This is a genomic window from Streptomyces sp. NPDC094147, assembly GCF_044764265.1.
In the GTDB taxonomy this organism is placed as follows: Bacteria; Actinomycetota; Actinomycetes; order Streptomycetales; family Streptomycetaceae; genus Streptomyces.
Window position 1 is genome coordinate 1 of sequence record NZ_JBIWHT010000040.1, and the last position, 23,029, is coordinate 23,029.

The 23,029-nt window shown below is 67.8% G+C and carries 22 protein-coding genes; 4 read left to right on the forward strand and 18 right to left on the reverse strand.

What is annotated here, in order from left to right; all coding sequences use genetic code 11:
* Positions 1–60: 60 nt before the first annotated feature.
* Both ACIQ8J_RS32550 and ACIQ8J_RS32555 read left to right on the forward strand, forming a co-directional pair.
* On the forward strand, positions 61–1,155 hold the full coding sequence (locus ACIQ8J_RS32550) for a 3-isopropylmalate dehydrogenase (protein ID WP_403277299.1): 1,095 nt from the start codon (positions 61–63) through the stop codon (positions 1,153–1,155).
* 369 nt (positions 1,156–1,524) lie between these two features.
* Positions 1,525–1,917, forward strand: a complete 393-nt coding sequence (locus ACIQ8J_RS32555) for a cupin domain-containing protein (protein WP_403277297.1) — start codon at positions 1,525–1,527, stop codon at positions 1,915–1,917.
* A 133-nt stretch (positions 1,918–2,050) separates the two neighbouring features.
* Here ACIQ8J_RS32555 and ACIQ8J_RS32560 read toward each other — a convergent pair whose 3' ends face one another.
* The 11 genes from ACIQ8J_RS32560 to ACIQ8J_RS32610 all read right to left on the reverse strand — a co-directional run bounded on the left by ACIQ8J_RS32560 (position 2,051) and on the right by ACIQ8J_RS32610 (position 14,804).
* Positions 2,051–2,812 (reverse strand): thioesterase II family protein, encoded by a 762-nt coding sequence (locus tag ACIQ8J_RS32560; RefSeq protein ID WP_403277296.1) that lies wholly within the window; start codon positions 2,810–2,812, stop codon positions 2,051–2,053.
* Positions 2,809–4,029, reverse strand: a complete 1,221-nt coding sequence (locus tag ACIQ8J_RS32565) for an aminotransferase class I/II-fold pyridoxal phosphate-dependent enzyme (RefSeq protein ID WP_403277295.1) — start codon at positions 4,027–4,029, stop codon at positions 2,809–2,811. The genes ACIQ8J_RS32560 and ACIQ8J_RS32565 overlap by 4 nt, the downstream gene beginning before the upstream one ends.
* A gap of 182 nt (positions 4,030–4,211) precedes the next feature.
* Positions 4,212–4,439, reverse strand: a complete 228-nt coding sequence (locus tag ACIQ8J_RS32570) for a phosphopantetheine-binding protein (protein ID WP_403277294.1) — start codon at positions 4,437–4,439, stop codon at positions 4,212–4,214.
* A 54-nt stretch (positions 4,440–4,493) separates the two neighbouring features.
* Positions 4,494–5,447, reverse strand: a complete 954-nt coding sequence (locus ACIQ8J_RS32575; RefSeq protein ID WP_403277293.1) for a chlorinating enzyme — start codon at positions 5,445–5,447, stop codon at positions 4,494–4,496.
* A 55-nt stretch (positions 5,448–5,502) separates the two neighbouring features.
* Complete coding sequence (locus tag ACIQ8J_RS32580) at positions 5,503–7,065, reverse strand: amino acid adenylation domain-containing protein (RefSeq protein ID WP_403277291.1); 1,563 nt, start codon at positions 7,063–7,065, stop codon at positions 5,503–5,505.
* A 42-nt stretch (positions 7,066–7,107) separates the two neighbouring features.
* Entirely contained in the window at positions 7,108–7,764 is a 657-nt protein-coding gene (locus ACIQ8J_RS32585) for a hypothetical protein (protein ID WP_403277289.1), read from the reverse strand.
* 50 nt (positions 7,765–7,814) lie between these two features.
* Positions 7,815–9,500 (reverse strand): 2-isopropylmalate synthase, encoded by a 1,686-nt coding sequence (locus tag ACIQ8J_RS32590; protein ID WP_403277288.1) that lies wholly within the window; start codon positions 9,498–9,500, stop codon positions 7,815–7,817.
* A 232-nt stretch (positions 9,501–9,732) separates the two neighbouring features.
* Positions 9,733–10,998, reverse strand: coding sequence for a cation:proton antiporter (locus tag ACIQ8J_RS32595; RefSeq protein WP_403277287.1), 1,266 nt, complete (start codon positions 10,996–10,998; stop codon positions 9,733–9,735).
* A gap of 222 nt (positions 10,999–11,220) precedes the next feature.
* Positions 11,221–13,041: a BTAD domain-containing putative transcriptional regulator gene (locus ACIQ8J_RS32600; protein ID WP_403277285.1), complete on the reverse strand. Its 1,821-nt coding sequence runs from the start codon at positions 13,039–13,041 to the stop codon at positions 11,221–11,223.
* 303 nt (positions 13,042–13,344) lie between these two features.
* The gene (locus ACIQ8J_RS32605; protein ID WP_403277284.1) at positions 13,345–14,352 is read right to left on the reverse strand and encodes a DMT family transporter; all 1,008 of its coding nucleotides are present in this window, start codon (positions 14,350–14,352) and stop codon (positions 13,345–13,347) included.
* A gap of 20 nt (positions 14,353–14,372) precedes the next feature.
* Positions 14,373–14,804 carry a DUF2000 family protein gene (locus ACIQ8J_RS32610; protein ID WP_403277283.1) on the reverse strand — a complete coding sequence of 144 codons (432 nt, stop codon included), beginning with the start codon at positions 14,802–14,804 and terminating at the stop codon, positions 14,373–14,375.
* Between the two features lie 50 nt (positions 14,805–14,854).
* Between ACIQ8J_RS32610 and ACIQ8J_RS32615 the strand changes: the two genes are divergently transcribed.
* Entirely contained in the window at positions 14,855–15,679 is an 825-nt protein-coding gene (locus ACIQ8J_RS32615; protein ID WP_403277282.1) for an AraC family transcriptional regulator, read from the forward strand.
* 229 nt (positions 15,680–15,908) lie between these two features.
* On the opposite strand, the gene ACIQ8J_RS32620 is transcribed toward ACIQ8J_RS32615, so the two are convergent.
* Positions 15,909–16,208, reverse strand: a complete 300-nt coding sequence (locus tag ACIQ8J_RS32620; RefSeq protein WP_403277281.1) for a hypothetical protein — start codon at positions 16,206–16,208, stop codon at positions 15,909–15,911.
* A 438-nt stretch (positions 16,209–16,646) separates the two neighbouring features.
* Here ACIQ8J_RS32620 and ACIQ8J_RS32625 point away from each other — a divergent pair, with 438 nt between their 5' ends.
* Positions 16,647–18,359, forward strand: a complete 1,713-nt coding sequence (locus ACIQ8J_RS32625) for a purine-cytosine permease family protein (protein WP_403277280.1) — start codon at positions 16,647–16,649, stop codon at positions 18,357–18,359.
* Positions 18,360–18,428: 69 nt separating this feature from the next.
* Here the strand turns inward: ACIQ8J_RS32625 and ACIQ8J_RS32630 are convergent, their stop codons facing one another.
* From ACIQ8J_RS32630 to ACIQ8J_RS32655, 6 genes are all read right to left on the reverse strand, one after another.
* A complete protein-coding gene (locus tag ACIQ8J_RS32630; protein ID WP_403277279.1) occupies positions 18,429–18,626 on the reverse strand; it encodes a hypothetical protein in 198 nt (65 codons plus the stop codon).
* Between the two features lie 155 nt (positions 18,627–18,781).
* Positions 18,782–20,074, reverse strand: coding sequence for an Ig-like domain-containing protein (locus tag ACIQ8J_RS32635; RefSeq protein WP_403277278.1), 1,293 nt, complete (start codon positions 20,072–20,074; stop codon positions 18,782–18,784).
* Between the two features lie 780 nt (positions 20,075–20,854).
* Entirely contained in the window at positions 20,855–21,256 is a 402-nt protein-coding gene (locus ACIQ8J_RS32640) for a hypothetical protein (protein WP_403277277.1), read from the reverse strand.
* Positions 21,228–21,464, reverse strand: a complete 237-nt coding sequence (locus ACIQ8J_RS32645) for a helix-turn-helix transcriptional regulator (RefSeq protein ID WP_403277276.1) — start codon at positions 21,462–21,464, stop codon at positions 21,228–21,230. The genes ACIQ8J_RS32640 and ACIQ8J_RS32645 overlap by 29 nt, the downstream gene beginning before the upstream one ends.
* Positions 21,465–21,665: 201 nt before the next feature.
* The gene (locus tag ACIQ8J_RS32650) at positions 21,666–22,436 is read right to left on the reverse strand and encodes a polysaccharide deacetylase family protein (RefSeq protein WP_403277274.1); all 771 of its coding nucleotides are present in this window, start codon (positions 22,434–22,436) and stop codon (positions 21,666–21,668) included.
* A gap of 286 nt (positions 22,437–22,722) precedes the next feature.
* Positions 22,723–22,845 (reverse strand): hypothetical protein, encoded by a 123-nt coding sequence (locus ACIQ8J_RS32655; RefSeq protein ID WP_403277272.1) that lies wholly within the window; start codon positions 22,843–22,845, stop codon positions 22,723–22,725.
* Between the last annotated feature and the right edge of the window lie 184 nt (positions 22,846–23,029).

The following is a 23,029-nucleotide window of genomic DNA, read 5'->3' on the forward strand; positions in this document are numbered from 1 at the left end:
CGCTGGCGGCTCCTGAACGGCCTGGACGACATCTCGATCACGCTCCAGAACGAGCCCGACATCGCCACCTACGAAGCCCACCGCCCCACCTTCAAACCGAGGACGCTCCGTCCCGGGCCACGAGTCGTCGACCTTGCGGTGATCCCCGGTGACGGCATTGGCCAAGAGGTCGTCGCACAGGGGCTGAAAGTGCTGCAGGCGGTGCTGCCGCAGGACGTGAAACTGGAGACCAGGGAATACGATCTCGGTGCGACGCGCTGGCACCGCACCGGCGAAACGCTCCCCGACGAGGAGCTGGAGTCGCTCAGGGGACACGACGCGATCCTGCTGGGCGCCATCGGTGATCCTTCGGTGCCGTCGGGCGTGCTGGAACGTGGGCTACTGCTCAAACTGCGGTTCGCGTTCGACCACTTCGTCAATCTGCGGCCGTCGAAGCTGTTCCCCAACACCCCGACGCCGCTGGCCGGTCGCCCCGAAATCGACTTCGTGGTGGTCCGGGAGGGCACGGAGGGTCCGTATACCGGCAACGGAGGGTCCCTGCGCACCGGGACGCCTGCGGAGGTGGCGACTGAAGTCAGTGTGAACACCGCCTACGGGGTGGAGCGCGTAGTGCGAGATGCGTTTGAGCGGGCCGCAGCGAGGCCGCGGAGGAAGCTGACGCTGGTCCACAAGAACAATGTGCTGGTGTACGCCGGACATTTGTGGAAGGACGTCTTCGACCGGGTGGCGGCCGAGTATCCGCAGGTCACGACCGACTACCTGCATGTCGACGCCGCGACGATCTTCCTCGTGACACAGCCCGAGCGGTTCGACGTGATCGTCACGGACAACCTCTTCGGTGACATCCTCACCGACTTGGCTGCTGCCGTGAGCGGTGGGATCGGTCTGGCGGCCTCCGGCAACATCAACCCCACCGGGGAATTCCCCTCGATGTTCGAGCCCGTGCACGGTTCCGCGCCCGACATCGCCGGCACCGGCAGGGCCGACCCGACGGCGACCGTGCTGTCCGTGGCCCTGATGCTGCGGCACCTGGGCTTGAAGGCCGAAGCCGCGCGGATCGAGGATGCGGTCTCCGCCGACCTCGCCGAACGCAACGGGACCTTCCGCACGACGGCGGAGATCGGCGACGCCCTCGCCGTGCGCGCCGGGAGGTAGTGGCCCAGCACCCCCGTCCGAACCCGCGTGCCGCCCTGGCCTGCCATCTCGCCGGGGCGACACGTGCCCGCACTTGGTGGCCTTCGCAGACGCGCACACCAGCCGGACTGCGGCGTTGCGGTGGAGGGTGTGGCAGGCAAGTGCCGTCCGGGGAAATGTCATCGGTGAACGTGCATGGGCAGACGTGTATGGCTCGTAAGGGCAACGCCATCCCGGTCGGCTGGGGATCGACAAGCCGGAATCTGGTAATTCGGTCGAACCCGGCGAGCCGGACGCTTGCATTGAATGCACCCCCACTCGGCATTTCCCGGGCCGATTCAAAACATTCGCCCACTTGATCGCGCATCGAAAATCAGGCACCATGGAGAAATGATGACCGAACCGGTAAATCTCCAGAAGACCCTCGATTCCTTCGATGATCTGTGGAGTCCGCGAATTGTCGCCCAGTTCAATGACTACGATGTACGCGTCGCAAAATTCCACGGCGAATACATCTGGCATTCCCATCAGGACACGGACGAGCTGTTCATCGTGCTGGCTGGCCGGCTTGTGATCCACCTGCGCGAAGCCGGCACCGAGCGCTCCGTCACCCTGGAGCAGGGCGACACGTACGTGGTGCCTCGCGGCATGGAGCACAAGCCGGTGGCCGAAGCCAAGGCCCACATCTTGATGGTCGAGCCCACCGGGACGCTGACGGTCGGGGACACTCACGAGGAAGTCCCGGAGTACGTGGACGCCACCACGGGGCACCACGTCAGCTGATCCGGAATACCAATGAAGGCTGGTGCCGGTACCCCGCAGCGCGGGATACCGACACCAGCCTTTTCGCATCACCCTATCCCGGCCGCTCTGTCGGTCATTCCTCCGGCCTTTTCGGTTCCGCCCTGCGGCCGGCTCACAGATTCCGGGCGGTGGCTGCCGCCGTGATTTCCACCGACACCGCTCGCACCACGTCGTTCTCGCATTCCCTGAGGTAGTGGTGGCCACCGGGAAAGAGCCGGATCCGGACGGGCTCCGTGGTGGCCTCCCCCCACGCCGGGAGGTCCGCGATCGGGCAGGTGTCGTCGTCCTCACCGCCGAACACCGTCAACGGCGCACGCAGCGGGGTGAGCCGCTCCGGGCGGTACCGGTCCAGCAGCGCCAGGTCCGCGCGGAGCGGCGGAAGGATCAGCGGCAGCAGCACCTGGTGGTCGTACACCTCGGCGTCGGGCCCGCCCAGCCGGCGCATCGCGGCGACGAGGTCCTCGTCGGACAGCCGGTGCCGGTGCTCGCCGTCGATCCGGTGCGGCGCGGGCCGTGCGGAGACGAAGACATGGTCCGTCAAGAAGCCGTCAGAGCGCTCCAGTCGACCGGCTACCTCGTATGCCAGGCCGGTGCCCATGCTGTGCCCGAAGAAGACCATCGGGCGATCCAGCAGGGGTCGCAGGGCCTCGGCCAGTCGGTCCGCCATCTCGGCCATCTCACCGATTGGCTCCTCCGCAATGCGATCCTGCCGTCCGGGGTACTGCACGGCAACCAGTTCCGTACCCGTCGGCAGCTGGCCGGCCCAGCCCGCGAACGATGCGGCGGTGCCGCCGGCATGCGGGAAGCAGACCAGCCTCGCGCCTACGGGCCCCTCCACCCCGTGGCGGCGCAGCCAGCGATTCCCGGCGCTCATTCGCCGCCCCGCTCGGCGCACAGTTCAGCGAGCGCCTCACCCAGGCGGTCGATGCCCTCGGCGACGGCCCACTCGTTCAGGCTGAGGCTCAGCCGGATGCAGCGCCGGCCGTGGGTGCGCAGGAACGGCGTCTCCAAGGGCGCCACGAAGAAGTGCCGTCCAGGCACGATGAACATCCTTTTCCGCTTGAGAAGTTCGTACAGCTCAAGGTCGTCGAACCAGTCGTGGTCGATGTTCAGCCAACAGAACATGCCGCCGTCGCTGGAGTGCAGCCGCCACTTCAGGGACTCCGGCAGGGCTTCGGCGAGCAGCCTTTCGGCCATGGCTCGCTTGGCCTTGTAGTACGGGGTGATGTGCTGGGTCGTCAGTACGTCGATGTGGCGGGTGACCAGTGCGCGCTCGACGGCGGCCTGGACCAGCTGTGGGGCGTGCAGGGCCGAGTTGGCGATGAAGGACACCATGGGGTCGATCAGCTCGGCGGGGCCGATCGCGAAGGCGATCCGCTCGCCGGGCAGTCCCGCCTTGGAGAACGTGAACAGGTTGATCACATGGGAGTGCAGGACTGGGGCCACCCGGGTCTGCACCACGCCGGGGAAGGGCTCGCCGTAGGCGTGGTCGACGACCAGGGGTACGTCCTGCTCTTCGGCGGTCGCGATCAGGGCCTTGAGTTCGGCGCTGCCGACACTGCTGCCCGTCGGGTTCGCGGGACTGGACAGCAGCATCATGCCCATGTCGTGCTGTCGGGCCACGGCCTCGGTGTCCACCGCGTAGTGGAAGGAGTGCGGGCCCTCATCGATGACGAGCGGTTCGATGCCGACGATGCCTCCGGAGTCCAGGGCGAGGCCCTGGTAACCGGTGTAGTCGGGCAACCGCGGCAGGACGAGGGGGCGGATCCGGCCGTCGGCGCCGGGGCCGGTGAAGAGGCTGGTCACGATGAACGACAGCATCTGGCTGCCGGGCCCGACCACCACGTTCTCCGGGCCGATCGACCAGCCGTAGGTGAGGTTGAAGTAGTCGACCAGGGCCTCGACGAGGCCGCTGGTGCCGCGGGAGGGACCGTACCGGGTGCTGGACTCCACGAACCGTTCGTCCAGCGCCTCCTGGGTGAACTGCTGCCAGGCCGAGACGACCTCCGGGATGTGCGAGGGGTTGCCGGGGCTGAGGTTCAGCCAGTCGCCGCCAACGGCGTCCGGGCCGGCCGCGGCGATGTCATCCATGATGCTGCGGATACCCGACAGACGGGTCATCTGCTGGCCCCGACTCGATAGCTGCACTGAGGGCTCTCCCTGGGAGTGAGTGGTGATGGAACGGCAGATTGCCGGGGCCGGGACATGGCCCGGCCCCGGCATGCCGTGGGTTGTGCGCAGGAGCGTCGCGCCGGGACTGTCCGGCGGCGCGGTCAGACGGCCGAGAGGGCCGTCTCGATGTGCTCCGAGATCTCCTCGACTGTGGACTTGCGGAACAGCTGGTCCATCGGGACCTCGATGCCGAGTTCGGTGACGATGGCGAGCTGGATCTTCGTCATGATCAGCGAGTGGCCGCCGAGGTCGAAGAAGTCGTCGGTGTCGGAGAACTCCTCAAGGTTGAGCTCGCGGCTCCAGATGGCGTGGATCTTCTCAATGATCATGTTGTGGTTCCTCTCACGGATGAGTCGTCGGGGCGGGGTGTGCCGTCGCGGCGATCAGCCGGCGTTCCAGCCGAAGGGCACGCCGTGGTTGTTCTCGGTGCGGATGCGGTTGTGGTCGTAGCGGTTCTCACCGGCCACCAGGACGCTGCCGTAGTCCGACAGATCGAACGTCGCACCGTGGGCGCTGAAGGAGTCCTGGCCCGGGTAGACGCGGACGTGCGTGGGCACGTAGCGCGAAGCAATGGCGAACCGGGTCTCGCGTTCGGTGAGGTTCGGGGTGGAGCCGTGGACGCAGGAAGCGGTGAAGATGACTGCCTCGCCCGGCTTCATCTCCAGCTCGACGACGTCCTCGGGGCGCGGCTCCCAGTTCGGGTCAATCTTGAAGTCGGCGAAGTCGTAGCCGAAGAAGCCGGTGTTGGCGTTGGCGACGTCGTAGTCGGTGCTGCGGCCGGCATCGGTGGCCTTGTGCTCGTCGAAGATCCAGTCGCGCTGCGAGCCACGGACGAACTTCATGCAGGCGCGGTCCTTGGTGGCGGGGGTGAACGTCGTCCAGACGGTGATGTCGATGTACGCGTTCCACTCCGACTCGGTGGGCAGCAGCTGCGGCTTGCCGTTGGCGTAGCTGTAGTCGCGGACCTGGTGCCACTCAGTGGCCTTGGCGCCCGGGAACTTCGGGAACCATTCGGTACGCCAGTTCAGGACGTCCGGACCGAGGATCGCGGTCAGGTACTTGATGATCGTCGGGTGCGCGACGTGCCGGCTGAGCTCAGGAATGTCGAAGTGCCGGTCGTAGTTGACGCTGTTCTTGTACAGGGCCTTCGAGGAGTCCTGGTTGTTGATCCGGATCTCGCGGATCAGCGCTGCGGCCTCCTCGGGCTCGTACAGCTTGATGGGGCCGGTGAAGCCGTCGATGCCGAACTGCTCGATGTCGGCCCGGATGTCCTCCGGGATGACCGCATTGTTCGCGATCTGGGCGGCGGGCGTCGGGCGCTGCTGGTCGATCGTCATGTGGATGCGTTTCCTTTGTTCGTAGGGAAATCGGAGCGAGCGGCGGATCGGCCGGTCAGGTGCGGGCGAGGGCCGTCAGAGCCCGCCGGTCGGTCTTGCCGTTCGGGCTCAGGGGGAAGGCGTCCAGGAACGTGAACTCCTGCGGCACCATGTTTCGGGGCAGGATCTTCAGGAGGTCCTGGTACAGGGTCCGGGCATCGGGGTGCGCGTCGGCAGCCGGCAGGACGAAGCCCACCAGGCTCGCTTCCCCGGACGCATCGGGCAGGGCCAGCACCACGACGTCATCCACGAGTTCATGGCTGCGGATCCCGTGCTCGACGTCGCCGAGGTCCATCCGCATGCCGCGGATCTTTACCTGGTCGTCCATCCGGCCGATGACCACGAGCTCCCCGTCGGGAGTGATGTGGCCGCGGTCGCCGGTGCGGTAGATGCGCACCGGGCCTTGCGGGGTGGCCAGTTCGGTGAAGCGCTCGTGGTCGGCAGGCGAGGCGTTGAGATAGCCCGCGCTGACGCTCCGGCCGGAGATGCAGATCTCGCCGCTCGCCCCGTCGGGGACTTCCTTCAACTCGTCGTCCAGCAGCCGGATCTCGGTGTTGTACACGGGCTCACCGACCGGGGTGGCAACACCGTGGTAGCGCCCGTAGTCGGCCAGGACGTGCGAGGTAGCCACGTCCGTGCACTCGGCCACGCCGTATTGGTGCAGCAGGACGCAGGAGTTGCCGGGCTGGGTGGCCCACTCCTCGACGCGAGCGACGGTGAGGGGTTCGCCGCCGATGAAGACGTGGCCGAGCTTGGTGAGGGTGTCGGTGCCGAGCGCCCGCTCGTAGTCGATCAATACATAGAGGGTGCTGGGCGCGCAGTGCAGCTGCCGGACCTTGTGGGTGGAGATGAGCCGGTAGGCCATCCCGGTGTCGAAGACCCGGCTGGGCAGCAGGTGGATCGTGGCGCCGCAGAACAGCGGGGACATCAGTCCGCGCTGACTGATGTCGAACCCGAAGGAGCTGACGGTCAAGCCGCTGGAGTCGGCACCCAGGCGGTAGGCGACTCGCAGCCATTCGAGCAGGTTGTACCAGCCGTCGTGGCGGACGGCGATGGCCTTGGGGGTGCCGGTGGAGCCCGAGGTGAACACTACGTAGCACAGGTCGTCGTTGGCGAGGTCGACGACGGGGTCGGTGGCGGGCTGCTTGGCCAGCTCCCGATCCAGGGCATCGATGAAGACGAGTTCGGCGGGGGCGTCGACGATCAGCTCACTGGTTTCGGCGGAAACCACGTTGAGCTTGAGACCGTCGAGCTGGGAGACCATCAGGCGCAGCCGCTCGGCCGGGTAGGTCGGGTCCAGCGGGACGTAGGCGGCACCGGCCTTGAGGGTGCCGAGTATTGCGGTCATCAGGTCGGGCGTCCGGTCGAGGCAGATGCCGACAACCGAGCCACGGCCCACCCCGAGGCCGATGAGATGGTGAGCGAATCGGTTGGCGCGCTCGTTCAGTTCGGCGTACGTCAGCTGCCGGTCGCCGCAGGTCACGGCAGTGCTGCCGGGGCGGCGCCGGGCGTGGGACTCGAAGACCCGGTGTACGAGCAGGTCGTCCGGTAGTGGCAGGTGCCTGCCTTGGAGGGACATGCGGAGGGAATCCTCTCGGAGTGGGGGCACTGGGTGGGCGGCCTACGCCAGGGCCGGGGCGTGCTCGCCGATCAGGACGCTCTCGTCATAGGCGAGCAGATAGCCGTAGAAGGGGTTGCCGGAGCGGAATCCGCGGGCGACCAACTCGCTGACGCCGAGCCGATACGTAGCCACCGCCGCGTCCGGCCGGGAGCCTTCGACGAGGGTGCCGCCGAGCTGACCGAGCCGCTCCGCCGCGAGGGCATCGGACACCTCCGTGACGACATCACTCACGTCGTGCGAGACGGCCCACTGCAGGCACCCTTTGAGGAGCCCGCCGATCGCGCCGTATGGCAGCTCCGGCAGCGGCCGGTCCGCGTACCCGGGGCGGACCACGGTCCGGCGGATCTGTACCAGGCGGCGACTGTGGCGCAGCACTCCGCCGAGTCGGGACCACTCCGCGAGCGGCAGTCCCAGCGGGGAGTACGCGACCAGCTCCGTACCGGCCACCAGCTCGCCCTCTACCATCACCAGCATGTGAGTGGTGTGGGGCTCGAACGGGTCGGCTCCCGCCGGGTCGGCGAGCGGGCGCCCGGTCAGGTCGTGGTCCTTCCGGCGGCGCAGGCCGTCGATGCCGATCCAGTCGAGGTCGCTGTGCGCCGTGTAGACGAAGCAGTCACGGCCGGGGTCCCTCTTGGTCTCGCTCAAGGTGAAGTCCATCTCACGGCTCCCTCTTCGGCTCCCGGGGGTGCGGGCGTCGGCGCTGTGCGTCAGGCGGCGGCGCGGTTCACTGCAGAGGTGATGGCGTCCAGGCGGGCCCTCTCCTCGTCGGCGGCCAGGGCGGCGCCGTACCACGCTTTGCCGCCCATGGTCAGCAGCGCGTAGGCGGCGTACCCGGTGCCCAGGCTGTCGCTGACGGGGTGTGCGGTCAGCTCCGTGAGTTCGGCGGCTATGCCGTGGCCGGACAGGGCGTCGGCATACGCGGCGGCCGCGTGCGCACCCGTGCCGCTCAGTCGAATCTCCCCGCCGTCCCGGTCGATGACCAACGCGTCCACCACGGTGGCGTTCTCCCCGGTGGTCGCCTGGAACTCCTTGAGTTGCAGCACAGGCCGCTCGCAGTCCAGGTACATCTGGGCGAAGATGGCGCGCAGTTCACGGGAGGTGAGCTCGGTGCCGTCGCCGTCGGCGATCTGCTGCACCCGCTTGCCCAGCTCCACCCGCATGCCGCGGGGCAGGTCGAGGCCGTACGCGCTTTTGAGGATGTGTGCGATCCCGCCCTTGCCGGACTGGCTGTTGACGCGCACCACCGACTCGTAGGTACGGCCGACATCCTTGGGGTCGATGGGCAGGTACGGCACGTCCCAGGGCACCTCGGTGGTAGTGGTGCCGGCCTTGTCGGCCTGCCGCTCGATGGCGGCGAGCCCCTTGGCGATGGCGTCCTGGTGGGTGCCGGAGAAGGCGGTGTAGACGAGATCGCCGCCGTACGGGTGGCGCGGACCCACCGGCAGCTGGTTGGCGAGCTCGACCGTGGAGCGGATCTCGTCGATGTCGGAGAAGTCCAGCTGCGGGTCCACGCCCTGGCTGAACAGGTTGAGGGCGAGAGTCGCCAGGCAGACGTTGCCGGTGCGCTCGCCGTTGCCGAAGAGGGTGCCCTCGATACGGTCGGCACCGGCCATGACCGCCAGCTCGGCAGAGGCGACCGCGGTACCGCGGTCGTTGTGCGGGTGCACGGAGAGAATCACGGACTCGCGGTTGTCGAGGTTGCGGTGCATCCACTCGACCTGGTCGGCGAAGACGTTCGGAGAGTCGGTTTCCACCGTGGTCGGCAGGTTGAGGGTGACCGGCCGGTCCGGGCTCGCGTCCCAGAGGGAGGTTATGCCGTTCGAAACCTGGAGTACGTATTCCGGCTCGGTGACGTTGAAAGTCTCAGGGGAATATTCAAAACGTAGCTGGGTGCCCTTGGTAGCGTCCGCGAGCCGGGCAATCTGCTCGGCGGACCGCAGCGCCATCCGCTGCACCTCGTCGGCCGTCATTCCGAATACGACATCGCGCCACAGGCAGGCGGTCGCATTGCACAGGTGCACCATGGCGCGGTCGGCGTTCTCAATGGCCTGGAAGGTCCGCTCTATCAACTCCGGGCGGGCCGGCGTGAAGACAGAAATGGTCACATCGTCCGGAATGCGGTCCTGCTCGATCAGCGTACGGAGGAAAGAGAAATCTGCATCACTGGCGGACGGATATCCGACTTCGATGTCCTTGAAGCCCATGCGCACCAGTAGGTCGAACATCCGGCCCTTGCGCTCGATGTCCATGGGGCTGCTGAGGGCCTGGTTGCCGTCGCGAAGGTCGACGGATGCCCACAGCGGAGCCTTGAACAGCGACTTTGACGGCCAGGTCCGGTCGGTGAGCTCAGTGGCAAGTCGCGGCCCGGAACGGGCGTAGCGCTGGAACGGCATGGCAGAGCCGCGCTGGGTATTCCACCACGGCTGGTCGGAGTGACGTGGGCCCTGAGGAAGCCTGAGTCCCGAAACGGTGAGGGGTAACGACGGTGCCTCGGTCATTCTTTGTCTCCCTTGGATGCTGCAGTGAGGCGCAGCCTGTGGTGAGTTCTGAATGTCTCGACCGGTGATATGAGGAACCTATGGAGATGCGTCCTCGATGCATCCCCGGCCGGTCCTCAAGGTGGCCTCAGCTCGCCTTCGGGGCAGATTCTGCAACAGGACCGGAAATATTTGCCGGGCGCCCATCGCCGACCCGTGAAATCGGCGTTTCGTGAGGGAGCGCGCCGAAAAGTCTCAGCAGCGGGCCGGTCATGGCGGTGGTGACGACGGCCATCAGCACCATCATCGAATAGAAGCTCTGGTCGATCAGGCGCATCTCGTAGGCGACGGCCACGATGACGATCTCGGTGAGGCCGCGGGTGTTCATCAGGACGGCGGTGGGCATGGCCGCCGCGTGCGGAAGCCCGGACAGCCGGGCTCCCGCGTAGGCCCCGCCCACCTTGGAGAGGACGGCCACGCCGATCACGGCGATCAGGGTGAGCACCGCGGTCGCGGTGAAGGCGGACAGGTCGACCTTGGTGCCGGCCACCACGAAGTACAGGGGCAACAAGATGTGCCCGATGTGCTCCATATGCCGCATTATCTGGGTACGGAGGGCGCCGAGCGCGTTGCGCGGCATGACCGCCCCAAAGGCGAACGCCCCGAAGATGAAGTGGATCCCGAGCCACTCGGTGGTAGCGCAGGAGAGCATCAGACCGATGACCAGCAGCGGTATCAGCCGTTCGACTGGCTGGTCACGGTCCTGGGCGCGGCGCACGAACGTGCTGAGGAGCGGTCGTACGACGGCCATCATGAGCACCAGGTAGACCGGCAGCAGCGCCACTCGCCACTGCCCGGAGGCACCGACGTACGCGACGACACCGGCCAGGCACACCCAGGCCACCAGGTCTCCGACCGCCGCGGCGGCCAGCGTGAGGCTGCCGACCGGATGCTGGTTGAGGCCGCGGTCGGCGAGGATGCGGGCCAGCACTGGGAAGGCCGTCACGGACATGGCCACGCCGACGAAGAGGATGAACCCGCTGCGGTTGCCGGGGGCATGGGTGGAGGCGAGCGGAATGGCCAGGGCGATGCCCGCGGCCAATGGGACGACGACGGATCCGGCGGCGACGCCCAGGGTGGCGCCGCGGCGGTCGCGCAGGAAGCCACCGTCGATCTCGTAGCCGATGATGAACATGAAGGTGGCCAGCCCGACGTTGGCGAGGGCACCGAGCAGCGGTTTCACCTCGGTGGGCAGCACAGCTTCGGCGCCGGCCGTGGTGATGACCATGGGGCTGGCGAGCAGGCCGGCGCAGATTTCACCGACGACGGCGGGCTGGCCGACGCGGCGGGCCAGCGCGCCGAAGACGCGGGCGGCACCGAGCGCGAGGGACAGCGCGAGAAAGAAATTGGCCATGACGTTTCCGGTCATGTGGAGCCTCCGAAAGAACGTGGACACATGGGGGCGGACTGACCGAGGCGCGGGTGGTCTGCTCAGGTCAGGCGGCGGGCGGGAAACTCAGGCGCTGGCGCGGTCAGATCGACGGCGGAGCTGCCGGGAAGGCCGGACACGGCAGGGGTGGCGAGGGTGCCGGGCGTGGCCTTCCTCACGGGCCCGGTGCCAGGCGCACGGCCGGGCTCACGCAACCGGGCGCAGTACGTCCTCACCAGCGGTGGCGAGGGTGCCGGGGGCGGCCTTCCTCACGGGCCCGGTGCCAGGCGCACGGCCGGGCTCACGCAACTGGGCGCAGTACGTCTTCACCAGCGGGTGCATGCGGTAGCGGCCGGGTTCGGGCTGGAGCAGCAGGTGCTCGTCGACCAGGTCCTCAAGCATGTGCTCGGCGACGTACGGCGGCAGGTCGGCGAGGGCGGAGGCGGTCATGACGTCGCTGTTGTGGCCATCGGCCGCGCCGAGGATTCGAAGCAGCCGCTGCTGACCGGCGTTCAGGTGACGGTATGAGGCGTCGAAGCAGGCAGAGAGACTGCCCTGTTCGGTTTGGAGGTTGGCCAGCCTCATCCGTGGATCGGCGAGACGTTCGGCCAGGTGGGTCAGCGACCAGGAGGGCCGTCGGCGCAGTCGGGCGGCGGCTGCGGAGATGGCCAGCGGCAGACCACCGCAGAGCGCCAGAATGCCGTCGACCGCGGCCGGTTCGGGCCTGGGGTGCTGATTGCCCAGCACCCGGCAGAACAACTCGTAGCCGTCCGGTCGCGGCAGGGGGCCGAGGGACAGCACACGGGTTGCCGACCAGGTGGTCATGGTGAGCCGGCGCCGGCTGGTGACCAGGGTCAGGCAGGCGTCCCCGGCAGGAAGTAATGGACGGATCTGCTCCGCACTGGCGGCGTTGTCCAGAACGAGCAGCAGGCGCAGGTCGGTCGAGTGGGCGCGCCACAGCGCGGCCAGTTGTTCGGCGCGGTGAGGTAAGTGGGTCTCCGTCACGCCGGAGAGCCGGAGCAGCCGGTGCAGCGCGGTGCGGTGGTCGAGCGGCTCGCGCGCGGGGCTGTGGCCGCGCAGATCGAGGAAGTGCTGGCCGTCGGGGTACTGATTGGCCATCCAGTGCGCCATATGCACGGCGAAGGCGGTCTTGCCCGCGCCGGGCATTCCGTCGATGGCGAGCACGCGCTGCGGAGCGGGGCGCTCTGCCTCACCGAGCAGTGTCCGTATCTCGGCGGTCCGTCCCACAAAGTGCCCTATGCGCGGGGGGAGGCTGTCCAGTGCGGGTGCTGGGGCAGGGACGGTAACCGGTGCGGCAGCCGGGTCCGGCCGTGGGGAACTGAGGGTCGGGGTGGGCCGTGGGAGTGCGGGCGCGGCCGCATCCTCCCGCAGCATCAGCTGGTGGACCTCCAGCAGTTCGGGGCCGGGGCTCAGGCCGAGCTGCTCGGCCAGCTGCCGCCGGGTCCGCTCGTAGATACCGAAGGCGCGGGCTCGGTCGCCGGAGCGGTGGAGGGCGAGCACGTACTGGGCGACCATGCGTTCACGCAGCGGATACTCGGCGACCCAGCCGGCGAGTTCGCTGATCAGGCTGTTGTGGCGGCCGCACGCGAGCTCGAGGTCGATGCATTCCTCGATGGCGGCGAGTCGTGTTTCGTTCACACCCGCCATCTGCGCCTGGAGTACGCCGCTTTCGATTCCGGAGAGCATGGGCCCCGTCCACAACGACAGCGCGGCACGGAACTCGGCAATGGCGTCCGTTCGCCGCTGCCCGCTCAGATGGGTGCGGGCACGGGCCAAGTGCTCGTGAAACGTGAGGAGATCCAGCTGTGCGGTGCCGATGCCGAGACGGTATCCGTCGGCGACCGGAGTAATGACCGCACCACTCGAAGCAAGGACACTGCGTAAGTCGGACACCGCGTTGCGGATCTGCTTGCCAGCGGTGCTGGGAGGATTGGTTCCCCACACCGCGTCGACCAGTCGGCTGATGGACGTATATCGGTTCTCGGAGGTCAGGAGAGAACCGAGCACCACCTGATGTTTCATTCCCCGAAGAGGCACCGGGCGGCCGCTCACCTTGAGCTCCAGCGGTCCCAGCACTCGAAACTCGACTTCATGCATTTGAGTTGAGACCCCGATCTCGCATTCTGAACGGATCTGCGTGACTGCCGGCGCACGCGGCACTGCGTACCGGCGGGGGGAGGCCGTGCGCCCGCTCGGGCCGGGGTAGGGCCCTGAGCGGGTCGAGAACATGCATCGCCATCCCCCCGATGGCAATGCGGAACTTCGGGCATGGGTCGCCGAAGTGCCCTGAAAATGTCCGTTGTTCGAACGTCAGCGGCTGGTGGAATCAGTGGTGCGGGCGGGCTCCGCCGGGTCGTCGGCGCCCCGTCCGGATCGGGTGAGGGGCGGCTTCTGCCGGAGCCGGCCTTGGGTCACGGCCAGCAGCGCGCCGACAAGCATGACGACCGCGCCTGCGGCCTGGAGGCCGGTGAAGGACTCATCCAGGAAGATGACGGCACAGGTCACACCGAAGACGGGCACCGTGAACATGATCACAGTGGCGGTCGAGGGACTGACGACTCGCAGCCCCCGGTAGTAGAAGAGGTACGCCACGGCGGTAGGACCGATGGCGAGATACACGATGTTCGCCCAGGTGGTTCCGGACAGTGCTGTCCAGTCCACGTCGGGCAGCGCGGGGATGGCGAAAATCAGGAGGGCCAGCGCCCCGGCGAGCGTGCCGAACGTGGTGGCGCGAAGCGGGTCCATCCCGACCAGCACCTTCTTCGAGGCGATGGTGTAAAGGGCCCACGAGAGCGCGCCGAGAAGATAGACGAGATCACCACTCAGGCGTGATCCGCCCCCATCGAAGCCGGCGCCCCCCGCGCCGACGAAAAACACCGTCGCACCCACGACACCGAGTGCGAGACCGCCGATCCTGGCAGCCGATGCCTTTTCCCTGCCGAGTGCGAGGAGAAGACCCGTGGTGATGACCGGACTCAATACCGGAACAATAATACTCCCGTCGATCGATGGGGCAAGAGAAAGGCCCCAGAAAAAGAACAGATTGTAGGCGAATACGCCGAGCAAGCCGACTGACGCTGCCCGAACAATCTGCCCTCTGGTGAATTCTGCACCCTTTGACTTCCGCCCCACGAGCAGGAGCAGAAGTATCAGGATCAGCGCTCCGCCACCGAATCGGAGAACTGCCGCGACCTGATGCGGCATTTGCCCGACGACCGCCTTGGAACTGGCGAAAGCACTTCCGAAGAATGCCATGGTCGCGAGCAGGTAGAGATAAGCGTTCGCCGCTTCGTTCGACGATTGTGTTTCGTTCTGCACGACACGCCCCTATGGCGACGTCACGGGTGCATGCGGGCACCCTTGAGGATCTTGTCTACCGCATTTCGCGGCCCGTACACAGCCATGCCGACGAGGTCGAGCTGGTCCCGGTGCACGGCGCGCACGGCGGCCCGGTTGTCCCGGTCGTTATTGGTGGTGAAGAGGTCCGTGGTGAAGACGGACAAGGGAAGATCGCGGGTGACGGCCCGCTGGTGACAGGTCGTCAGGGCCTCCTTGCTCGCCTCGAAGACCAGCACCGGCTGGCGGAACATGGCCAGGTACTCGGTGTCGTCGGCGTCCGAGTAGGGCTCGCCGATTACTTCAGGCGACTTTCGGCCAATTCCGCTGACCAGAAATGCGGTCATGTTCAGGCGCTGCCACGTCTGAAGATCATCGCGCAAGACCACGGCGATCTTTGTCTCAAAACGAACGGGTTCGTTGGCGGTTTCCATGGAGCTGATTCAACCCCCATGGCTGGGGCGGAGTCTTGTACGATCTTTGCATGGTTGATCATGCGCGGATCCGGGCCTGGCGGCCGCCCCTGGCGGGAATCGATGAAGTTTTTCATGCTCGAATCACCGACCACGTCTACCCCATGCACACTCATGAGACATGGACGCTGCTGATCGTCGACGACGGAATGGTCAGATACGACCTGGATCGCCAGGAGCACGGCGCCCTCGATCAGATGGTCACATTGCTACCCCCACACGTCCCACATAATGGACGCCCGGTCACGTCGGACGGTTTCCGAAAGAGGGTTGTCTACCTCAGTTCCTCACAGCTGGAAGACAGCCTCGTCGGGCTGGCGGTGGACAGCCCGGTCCTGCACGACCCGCTACTGCGCCGCCGCATCCACCAACTGCATCTGGCTCTGGAGCATCGCGGGGACGAACTGGAGGCGGAGAGCAGGCTGGCGATCGTGTCCGAGCGACTGCGGGACCACCTGCACAAGCGGGTGGAAGCCCGCCTTCCCGTGTCGGATGCCGGCATCGCCTACCGGCTGCGCGAACTGCTCGACGAGAAGTTCGTGGAGGGCATCAGCCTCCAGGAAGCCTCAGAGACGCTGCACGTCCATCCGGCCCATCTGGTCCGCGTCTTCAGCCGCGAGTTCGGCATGGGACCCCACCAGTACCTGACCGGCCGCCGGGTGGATCACGCTCGCAGGCTGCTGCTGGGAGGGATGGCGCCCCGCGTCGTGGCTGTCACGGCTGGCTTCTACGACCAGTCGCACTTCAACCGGCATTTCAAGCGGACACTGGGCATCAGCCCCGGACGCTACGCCCGCAGCGGCACCGCTCTCAAGGATGAGCTACGGCCCCTCTGACCTCTGAGGAGGCTGGCTGGGTGTGTTGGCTCATTGACTCTGGGGGGCCTGGGGCGGGCCCAGGTGTCGGGGGCGGGGCCTGCGGAACGAGATCGGGACGGGCCAGCGCACGGCGGTCCGTCTGTGCCGCCGCGCCCAGTTCTTCTTCGGCTTGGGCGACCGTTGGGGAGGCGAGAGGGCGGGGAGGGCCTTGGGTGGTGGAGGCATCGAAGCGCCGGCGGCGTAGTTTCTACGCGGCGTTGAGATCGGCTTTGAGTCGTCGGGCGGCGGCGGTCCATGTGGCCTGGACGGCGCGGATCTGCTCGGGGCTGGCCCCGTTCTGCACCACGCCGGTCATGTCGCAGGAGAACGGGACGGTGCCCATGCAGCCGGTGGAGCCCGTGCCGCCGACCTGGTCGGTGAGCCCGGTGCCGGCGTCCGAGGGAGGATTTGCCCAGGTGGTGACCGGGCCGATGGTGTCGCTGGAGTACGTCAGCCGTACGCCGTAGGTGGAGTTGCAGTCCCAGTCCGCCGAATAGGTCTGGTTCACCGTCAGCACCGCACTGCCCAGGAGGTCGTGATGTGCGGCCAGGGTGCCGGTGTTGAATGGTACTAGGTGCGCTCAGTGTCCTGCAGCGGGCCCTGGACCTCTTCACGGGACTCAACTCGCCCGAGGCTCACGAGCTGCGCTCGTATCTGGTCTGCCGGACCGCTGAACCCGACCTCGGTGACCGGCCGCCGGAACCCTCGCGGTTGGCGGCCGTGGCCCCGGACTGTCCCTGGTCGGTGTCGCTGACGGTGATGCGGTCCTGGGGCCGGCCGGGCGCGACCGCGCGGCCCAGGGTCCCCGTCCGTTCCGTGTGACCCGGAGTTAACTCGCGGCGGGCTCCCTTAACGCGCAGGCAATCCTGGGTGGCGGCGTGCCGTCATGTCCGGCTCCTACCTTCCGGTCCGTACCGCACACCGGACCGACGAACGGGGAGCCGCGATGACGGACACCGCCGCCGCACCATCCGCCAGGACGGGCGCGCAGCCGCCGCCGGAGGGCGGGCCCCGGCGCAGCTACGCCAGGATGGCCGCCGACGAGAGCCGCGAGGACTACTCGCTGCGCTATGCCCCGCACTCCTTCCGGCGCTGGTCGCCCACGATGGTGGCGTCCACCGCGCTCGGCGGCATCGCCTACCTCGCTGACTTCGCCATCGGCGCGTCCATCGTCTTCACCTACGGCTTCACCAGTGGGCTCGCCTCGATCCTTACCGCCGCGACGATCATCTTCGTCACCGGTATCCCGATCGCGCGGGCCTGCGCCAAATACGGCCTGGACATGGACCTGATCACGCGCGGGGCCGGCTTCGGCTACTTCGGATCCACCCTCACCAGCCTCATCTATGCCTCGTTCACCTTCATCTTCTTCGCCCTCGAAGGCTCGATCATGGCCCAGGCCATGCACCAGGCGATTGGGCTCCCGGTCCAGGTCGGGTACTTGGTGACGACCCTCATCGTGATCCCGATCGTGTTCCGCGGAATGGGGGCGCTGGCCAAGGTGCAGGCCTGGACCCAGCCGCTCTGGATCATCGGCATGGTCCTGCCGTTCCTGGTCCTGACCTTCGAGGCCCCGGACGCCTGGGGCGCGTTCGGCTCCTTCGGCGGCACCGAGGGGGCGGGCTCCGGCTTCTCCTGGATCGGCTTCGGGCTCGGCACGGGCGTGGCGCTCTCGCTCATCGCGCAGATCGGCGAGCAGGCCGACTACCTGCGGTTCATGCCCGCCAAGACCGAGGCGAACAGGCGCCGGTGGAACCTCGCCGTGCTTGCCGCCGGACCCGGCTGGGTGATCATCGGTGCGGCCAAGCAGCTCGGCGGCGCCTTCCTCGCCTTCGTGGCCCTGGAGGCGGTCGGCAAGACGCATGCCCTGGAGCCGATCGCCCCGCAAATCGAAGCCCTGCGCCCCTGGCTCGGTTCGTTCGCGCTGCCGGCCGCCGCGCTGTTCGTGATCGTCTCGCAGGTGAAGATCAACGTGACCAACGCGTACAGCGGTTCGCTGTCCTGGTCGAACTTCTTCTCCCGGCTCACCCACCGCCACCCGGGCCGGGTCTGGTACATCTTCCTCAACCTCGCCATCGCACTGACGCTGATGGAGATGAACATGTTCGCGGCCCTCAACAAGCTGCTCGGCTTCTACTCGAACGTGGGCATCGCCTGGATCACGGTCGTCGCCGCGGACCTCGTCATCAACAAACGGGTGGGCTGGAGCCCCAAGTACATCGAGTTCAAGAGGGCATATCTGTACGCCGTGAACCCGGCCGGGTTCGGCTCGATGGCGATCGCCTCGGTCGTCTCCATCCTGGCCTTCTTCGGTCTGTTCGGCCGGTACGCCGAAGCCTTCTCGACCTTCATCGCGGCCGGACTCGCGCTCGTCCTCTGCCCGTTGATCGCCTGGGCCACCCAAGGCAGGTACTACCTCGCCCGCCCCAACCCGGTGCACGGACCGGAGGTGGCTGTGGCGGACGTGACGGCCACGCACACCTGCGCGGTCTGCGAGACGGCCTACGAACTCCCGGACATCGCCGACTGCCCGGTGCAAGCCGGGCCGATCTGCTCGCTGTGCTGCTCGCTCGACGCCGAGTGCGGCGACGTCTGCCGCAAGGACCCGGCGTCCGGCCCGGTCCTGATGCCGCTGCCGACCGTGCGCTCCGCGGTCTGAGGGCCGGAGTTCCGGAGCAGCGGGCGCGCCCACGAGGACTGTGGCGGCTCGGAAAGTCATCGCCGCTGGTCAAGCTGTGTACCGGTACTCGTTGATGACGCCGCCGAGGAGGCGGGTGCGCGGGAGTCTGCGGCCTTCGAAGTCGTGAACAGCGGTGGGCTGCTGGTCGGTGCCGGGTGGCAGCCCGTTCCGGGCGCGGTGAGGCCGGTGTTCGTTGTGGTGCCGCTGGTAGGCGCCCAGGACTTGTCGGGCGTGGGTCTCGTTCATGATGAGGACATGGTCCAGGGCCTCACGCCGGACACTGCCGATCACCGTTCGCCATGGGAGTTCATTCGGAGAACTCGCTGTGCACTCTTGAGGATTCCCTCCTCGGCCTTGAGGACGGCGTCGAAGACTGTCCGTACCTGCCGACGCGGGCGGGATCAGGGCATGGGGAGGAGACGGGCGGTGGTGGTGGTCGGGTGGTGGGGGAGGCTGGTCAGGGAGCTGCCGGTACGCCACTGTTTCCAGGTGAGATTCCAGTCGCCGTAGCCGTTGTCGAAGACGGTCATGGGAGCGCCGTAGCCGTGGATGACGTCGACGATGTCGCCGGGGCGGATGGTGTTGTAGAACCAGGCGGCGTCGTCGGTGGACATGCCGGTGCAGCCGTGGCTGACGTTCTCGGCGCCCTGGGATTCGAGAGACCAGGGGGCGGCGTGGACGTACTCGCCGCTCCAGGTGAGGCGGGTGGCGTAGGAGACGGGAAGGTCGTAGAAGTCGCTGGTGCCGCGGGCGATACCGATGGAGTCGCCCCGCATCCGCACGACGTGTTCCTTGCCCAGGACCACTTTGATGCCCCCGCGGGTGCGGAAGCCCGGCTTGCCCGTGGTCACCGCAATCGTCCTCACCGTGCGGCCGTTGCGCTTGACGGTCATCTCGTGTGCCGCGACGTCGGTGACGGCCTCGATCCGGTCACCGGTGGTGAGGGTGAGCGGCTGTGAGGGCCCGCCGTACAGCGTGCCGGTGACGTGGACCCGGTCGAGGCCGCTGCGGACCTGGACGGTGGCGTGGGCGGGCCAGTATGTCCTGGGCCGGTAGTGGAGGGTGCTGTCGTCCACCCAGTGCCACGAGCCCTCCACGGCGGGCTGGGAGGTCACCTGCAGGGACCGTTCGACGGTCCTTCGTGCCTGACGGTCGCGGGCCGGCACGGGCTGCGACAGTTCGGCAACGACGGGCTGCCCCACCCCGTATACGCCGGATGCGGGACCGAAGGCGGCGGTGAGCCGGCTGCCCGGCGGCGGCTGCGGCGTCTCCAGGACCCAACTGGCCTGCCCGGGTGTGCCGTCCTCGTCCTCGGCCGTGGCCCGGAGGAGGTAGCGGGTACCGGCGCGCAGCGGTGCCGTGCTGTGCCAGCAGACGCCGTCACTGCTGATCCACCCGGCCAGGTGTCGCCCCTGCGCATCGGTGGCACTCACGTCCGTCAGATGGCCGTCCTCCCTCAGCCTGACCGTCAGCGAATCAGCCGGATCCTCCAACGGCATCACAGACTCCGTGCCCAACGCCGCACCGTGGACGGGCAGTTGCAGCGACTCGGCGCCGTCGACCGCATGCAGCCGGTCCTCGGGCCAGGAACCCGTAGTCGCGCACGAGCCGACAAGGCAGCCCGTGGTGCACTGTCTGTCCGGCGGTTCCTTGCCCACCAGGACGTCCACTGCTGTGTCCGCGAGGAGGGGCACTGCTGAGAGGGTGGACCGTGATGACGTGGGCGCCGCGGCCACTATGGTCATGGCACTTGCTGCGGCGAGCGCCATGCTCCAGTTCCTGACCCGGGGTCTCACCGCGCAGCCCTCCCAAGCATCGACAGCCGGACGGCGTCATCACAACAGACCCCAGGGGCACAATATGACTGCGCCGTCGTCGATGGCCCCGAACGGGCGCAGCGGACCGCCCGGTTGAACCAACCGCCGAGGGCGAGATCGTCCTGAGTTCCCTGGAAGTCCGAGAAGCATCAGCGCCTCCAGCAGGCGGGCTCCTGGAGCGTGCCCGCGCCGCGGCCCGAGCGGGCCGGGCGGGTCACCGCCGTGGTCGACGTCGTCCTGGCGGCCGTCGACGTGACCGCAACGGTGTTCGCGATGAACACCGGGGGCCGTTTCCACCGCCGGCACCTGCTCGCCGAAGCCCGCCGTCATCTCGCCCTGGTCCTACGCGGCCGGCGACGCGAGCCGGGCCTGGACGAACGGATCGTGATACCGCGCTCGCCGCCGACTGCACGGACATCAGCGAACCGAGGACGTTGCGCGGCACGATGCCGCCCTACCGCCTCTGCACCGCCCGCTGAGCACTCCCTGATTTCACCCCGGCCCGGAGCCCGCGCGAGGAACCGCAGCCGCCGGACGGACAACCGCACCCGGAGCACCCTCACGGGCCCGGCCGGCTCACCCGGCCCACGGCCGCGAAACCTGCATTCCGGCACCGTCAGCCAAGGGGTGACTGGCCCGTCCCCCCCCGCCACCACCTCAGGTGTGCCGACGAAAGAAGGCGACGAACGCGACGTAGGCAAGGGCCGCGGTCGCCACCAGCCAGTAGAACGGGTTGCCGCTGCGGCCAGAGGCCAGTTCGCCGATGAGGACGCCGAGGTTCCCCAGGGTCAGTACCACACCAGTGCCTGCCCAGGCTCGCTGGCCGATCAGAGCAAAGCGTTCGTCGGGCTCCTCAGTGAGGCCCCGGTAGGTTTCGCTGCGCCGAGCCAGCAGAAGCAAGGCAAGACCGCAGACCGCCATGCCGCCGAGCATCGCCAGACCGAGGCCGACGTGGCCGCCAGCAGCCGCGGATACCAGGCAGACGACGCCGATCCCGAGGAAGAAGGCAGGGATCGACCACCGCGAGTTCCTAGTCACCTGCTGGGCTGTCTTCGACATGGAACATCTCCTCAATGCTGACCCCGAAGAACCGAGCCAGGGAGAAGGCGAGCGGCAGGGATGGCGTGTACCGCTCGGTCTCAATGGCATTGATCGTCTGCCGCGAGACCCCCAGCGCCGTGCCCAGCTGCCCCTGGGAGAGTCCTCGCGACGATCGCAGTTCTCTGACCGTGTTCCTCACCTGTAAAGCATGCTTGTCACCATCCACTGCTGTCAAGCATGCTTTACAGGGAGTGGTCGAATCAGCAGGTGCCCTCCGCCCCCGGAGACCGCCGACCGGTGGAGCCAGATCAACCTGGTACGCGAGTGGGTCCAGAAGGAGTTGGTACGGCGGAGCCGGAACCCCGAACTGGCGCGTACGAACACCGCATTTCAGCAAGTCGGCACAGTCTGTGGGCCGGCGCGTGGCTCAGTGCACCGGGAAGCCGAAGGAGTAGCCCTGCTCCTTGAGCCGGGGGAGGAGCCTGCGCAGAGCTTCGACGGTCTGGCTGCGGTTGCCGCCCGCGTCGTGGAAGAGGAGGGTCGGTCCGCCTGGCAGCTCCCGCTCGACCGTGGCGACGATGACGTCCGTACCCGGACGGTCGAAGTCCTTGGAGTCCACATTCCAGCCCAGCGGGCGCATGCCCCGGGAAGCGGCGAGCTGGCGGCTGTAGGGGGTGAAGGCTCCGCCGGGGGCCCGGTAGTACATCGGCCGTACGCCCCCGGACGCCTTGGTGATCATGTTCTCGGCGTCGAGTATCTGCTGCGACTGGTAGCTCTGCGGCTTCTTGTCCATGGAGGTGTTGTGCGACACCGAGTGGTCGCACAGCCGGTGCCCGGCCGCGACCACCTTCTTCACGAGGTCCGGGTGGGCCTGTGCCTGCGTCCCCACCATGCAGAACGTGGCCTTCACCCCGAACTCCCGCAGCAGGTCGAGGACTTGAGGGGTCCACGCCGGGTCCGGGCCGTCGTCGATGGTGATGTTGACACCGTGCGTCCCCGCCTCCGAGGCGTGCGCGATGGTGTCTGCGACCGGCGTGACGCCAGTGCCCGGCGTGGCCGGCGCGTTCGCCTTCGGGGACGAGTCGCCCGCGGAACCGGCCTGCGCGGTCCACACCGAGGCGCCGGTGGCGAGCAGTGTCACCCCGAGCGCCGCCCCGACTGTCTTGCCGTACCAGCCCCGCCCACCGTGCCGTGCCATGTCCGCCCCTTTTCGCGCAGTCCTCGCCGGTCCCCGGTCACCTTGTGACCACCCGGCAGGACGAGGCGCGGCGGCCAGGGGATGCCTCCGTTACCGATCACGGACAATTCCGGGAGAGTTCACGGACAACTCTCGCCGAGCAGCGGCCAGAACCGTGCTGGTTGGCCCGATCCCGCCTCCCCGACGGCGAGCCTGAGGAGCCGGTCAGAGGCCCAACTCCCTCGCACCGCCCCTCCTCTGGCGCCTGGCGGCGAATGCCTCCTCCCGTTGTCGGGCCGACTGCCGTTCAGGGGAGGGCGATCCGCAGTTCGTACAGGCGGCCGGTGCTGATGGCCTCGGTCTCCTCGCACAGATCGGCCGCGGCAAACCCGAGCAGGGCCTGGTCGGCGGCGCGGCGCAGTAGCAGCACGATCCGAGCCGGCGGCCGGCTGCGGTGGGTGGCGGCCAGGGCAGTGAAGGCCTGCTGATAGGAGGCTCCGCAGGCGCCTGTGCGGGGTCCGGGACGGCCGCCCGCCCTCGCGAAACACCCCTCATTGTTCGGAGGCACCGGTTGCCAAGAGCCGGCTCTCCGAAGCCGACCGTCGATGACTACC

Coding starts and splice junctions, on each gene's coding strand:
- ACIQ8J_RS32555 (WP_403277297.1), top strand. CDS start 1,525: ATGATGACCGAACCGGTAAATCTCCAGAAGACCCTCGATTCCTTCGAT.
- ACIQ8J_RS32560 (WP_403277296.1), bottom strand. CDS start 2,812: ATGAGCGCCGGGAATCGCTGGCTGCGCCGCCACGGGGTGGAGGGGCCC.
- ACIQ8J_RS32565 (WP_403277295.1), bottom strand. CDS start 4,029: ATGGATGACATCGCCGCGGCCGGCCCGGACGCCGTTGGCGGCGACTGG.
- ACIQ8J_RS32570 (WP_403277294.1), bottom strand. CDS start 4,439: ATGATCATTGAGAAGATCCACGCCATCTGGAGCCGCGAGCTCAACCTT.
- ACIQ8J_RS32575 (WP_403277293.1), bottom strand. CDS start 5,447: ATGACGATCGACCAGCAGCGCCCGACGCCCGCCGCCCAGATCGCGAAC.
- ACIQ8J_RS32580 (WP_403277291.1), bottom strand. CDS start 7,065: ATGTCCCTCCAAGGCAGGCACCTGCCACTACCGGACGACCTGCTCGTA.
- ACIQ8J_RS32585 (WP_403277289.1), bottom strand. CDS start 7,764: ATGGACTTCACCTTGAGCGAGACCAAGAGGGACCCCGGCCGTGACTGC.
- ACIQ8J_RS32590 (WP_403277288.1), bottom strand. CDS start 9,500: ATGCCGTTCCAGCGCTACGCCCGTTCCGGGCCGCGACTTGCCACTGAG.
- ACIQ8J_RS32595 (WP_403277287.1), bottom strand. CDS start 10,998: ATGGCCAATTTCTTTCTCGCGCTGTCCCTCGCGCTCGGTGCCGCCCGC.
- ACIQ8J_RS32610 (WP_403277283.1), bottom strand. CDS start 14,804: ATGGAAACCGCCAACGAACCCGTTCGTTTTGAGACAAAGATCGCCGTG.
- ACIQ8J_RS32615 (WP_403277282.1), top strand. CDS start 14,855: ATGGTTGATCATGCGCGGATCCGGGCCTGGCGGCCGCCCCTGGCGGGA.
- ACIQ8J_RS32625 (WP_403277280.1), top strand. CDS start 16,647: ATGACGGACACCGCCGCCGCACCATCCGCCAGGACGGGCGCGCAGCCG.
- ACIQ8J_RS32630 (WP_403277279.1), bottom strand. CDS start 18,626: ATGAACGAGACCCACGCCCGACAAGTCCTGGGCGCCTACCAGCGGCAC.
- ACIQ8J_RS32640 (WP_403277277.1), bottom strand. CDS start 21,256: ATGTCGAAGACAGCCCAGCAGGTGACTAGGAACTCGCGGTGGTCGATC.
- ACIQ8J_RS32650 (WP_403277274.1), bottom strand. CDS start 22,436: ATGGCACGGCACGGTGGGCGGGGCTGGTACGGCAAGACAGTCGGGGCG.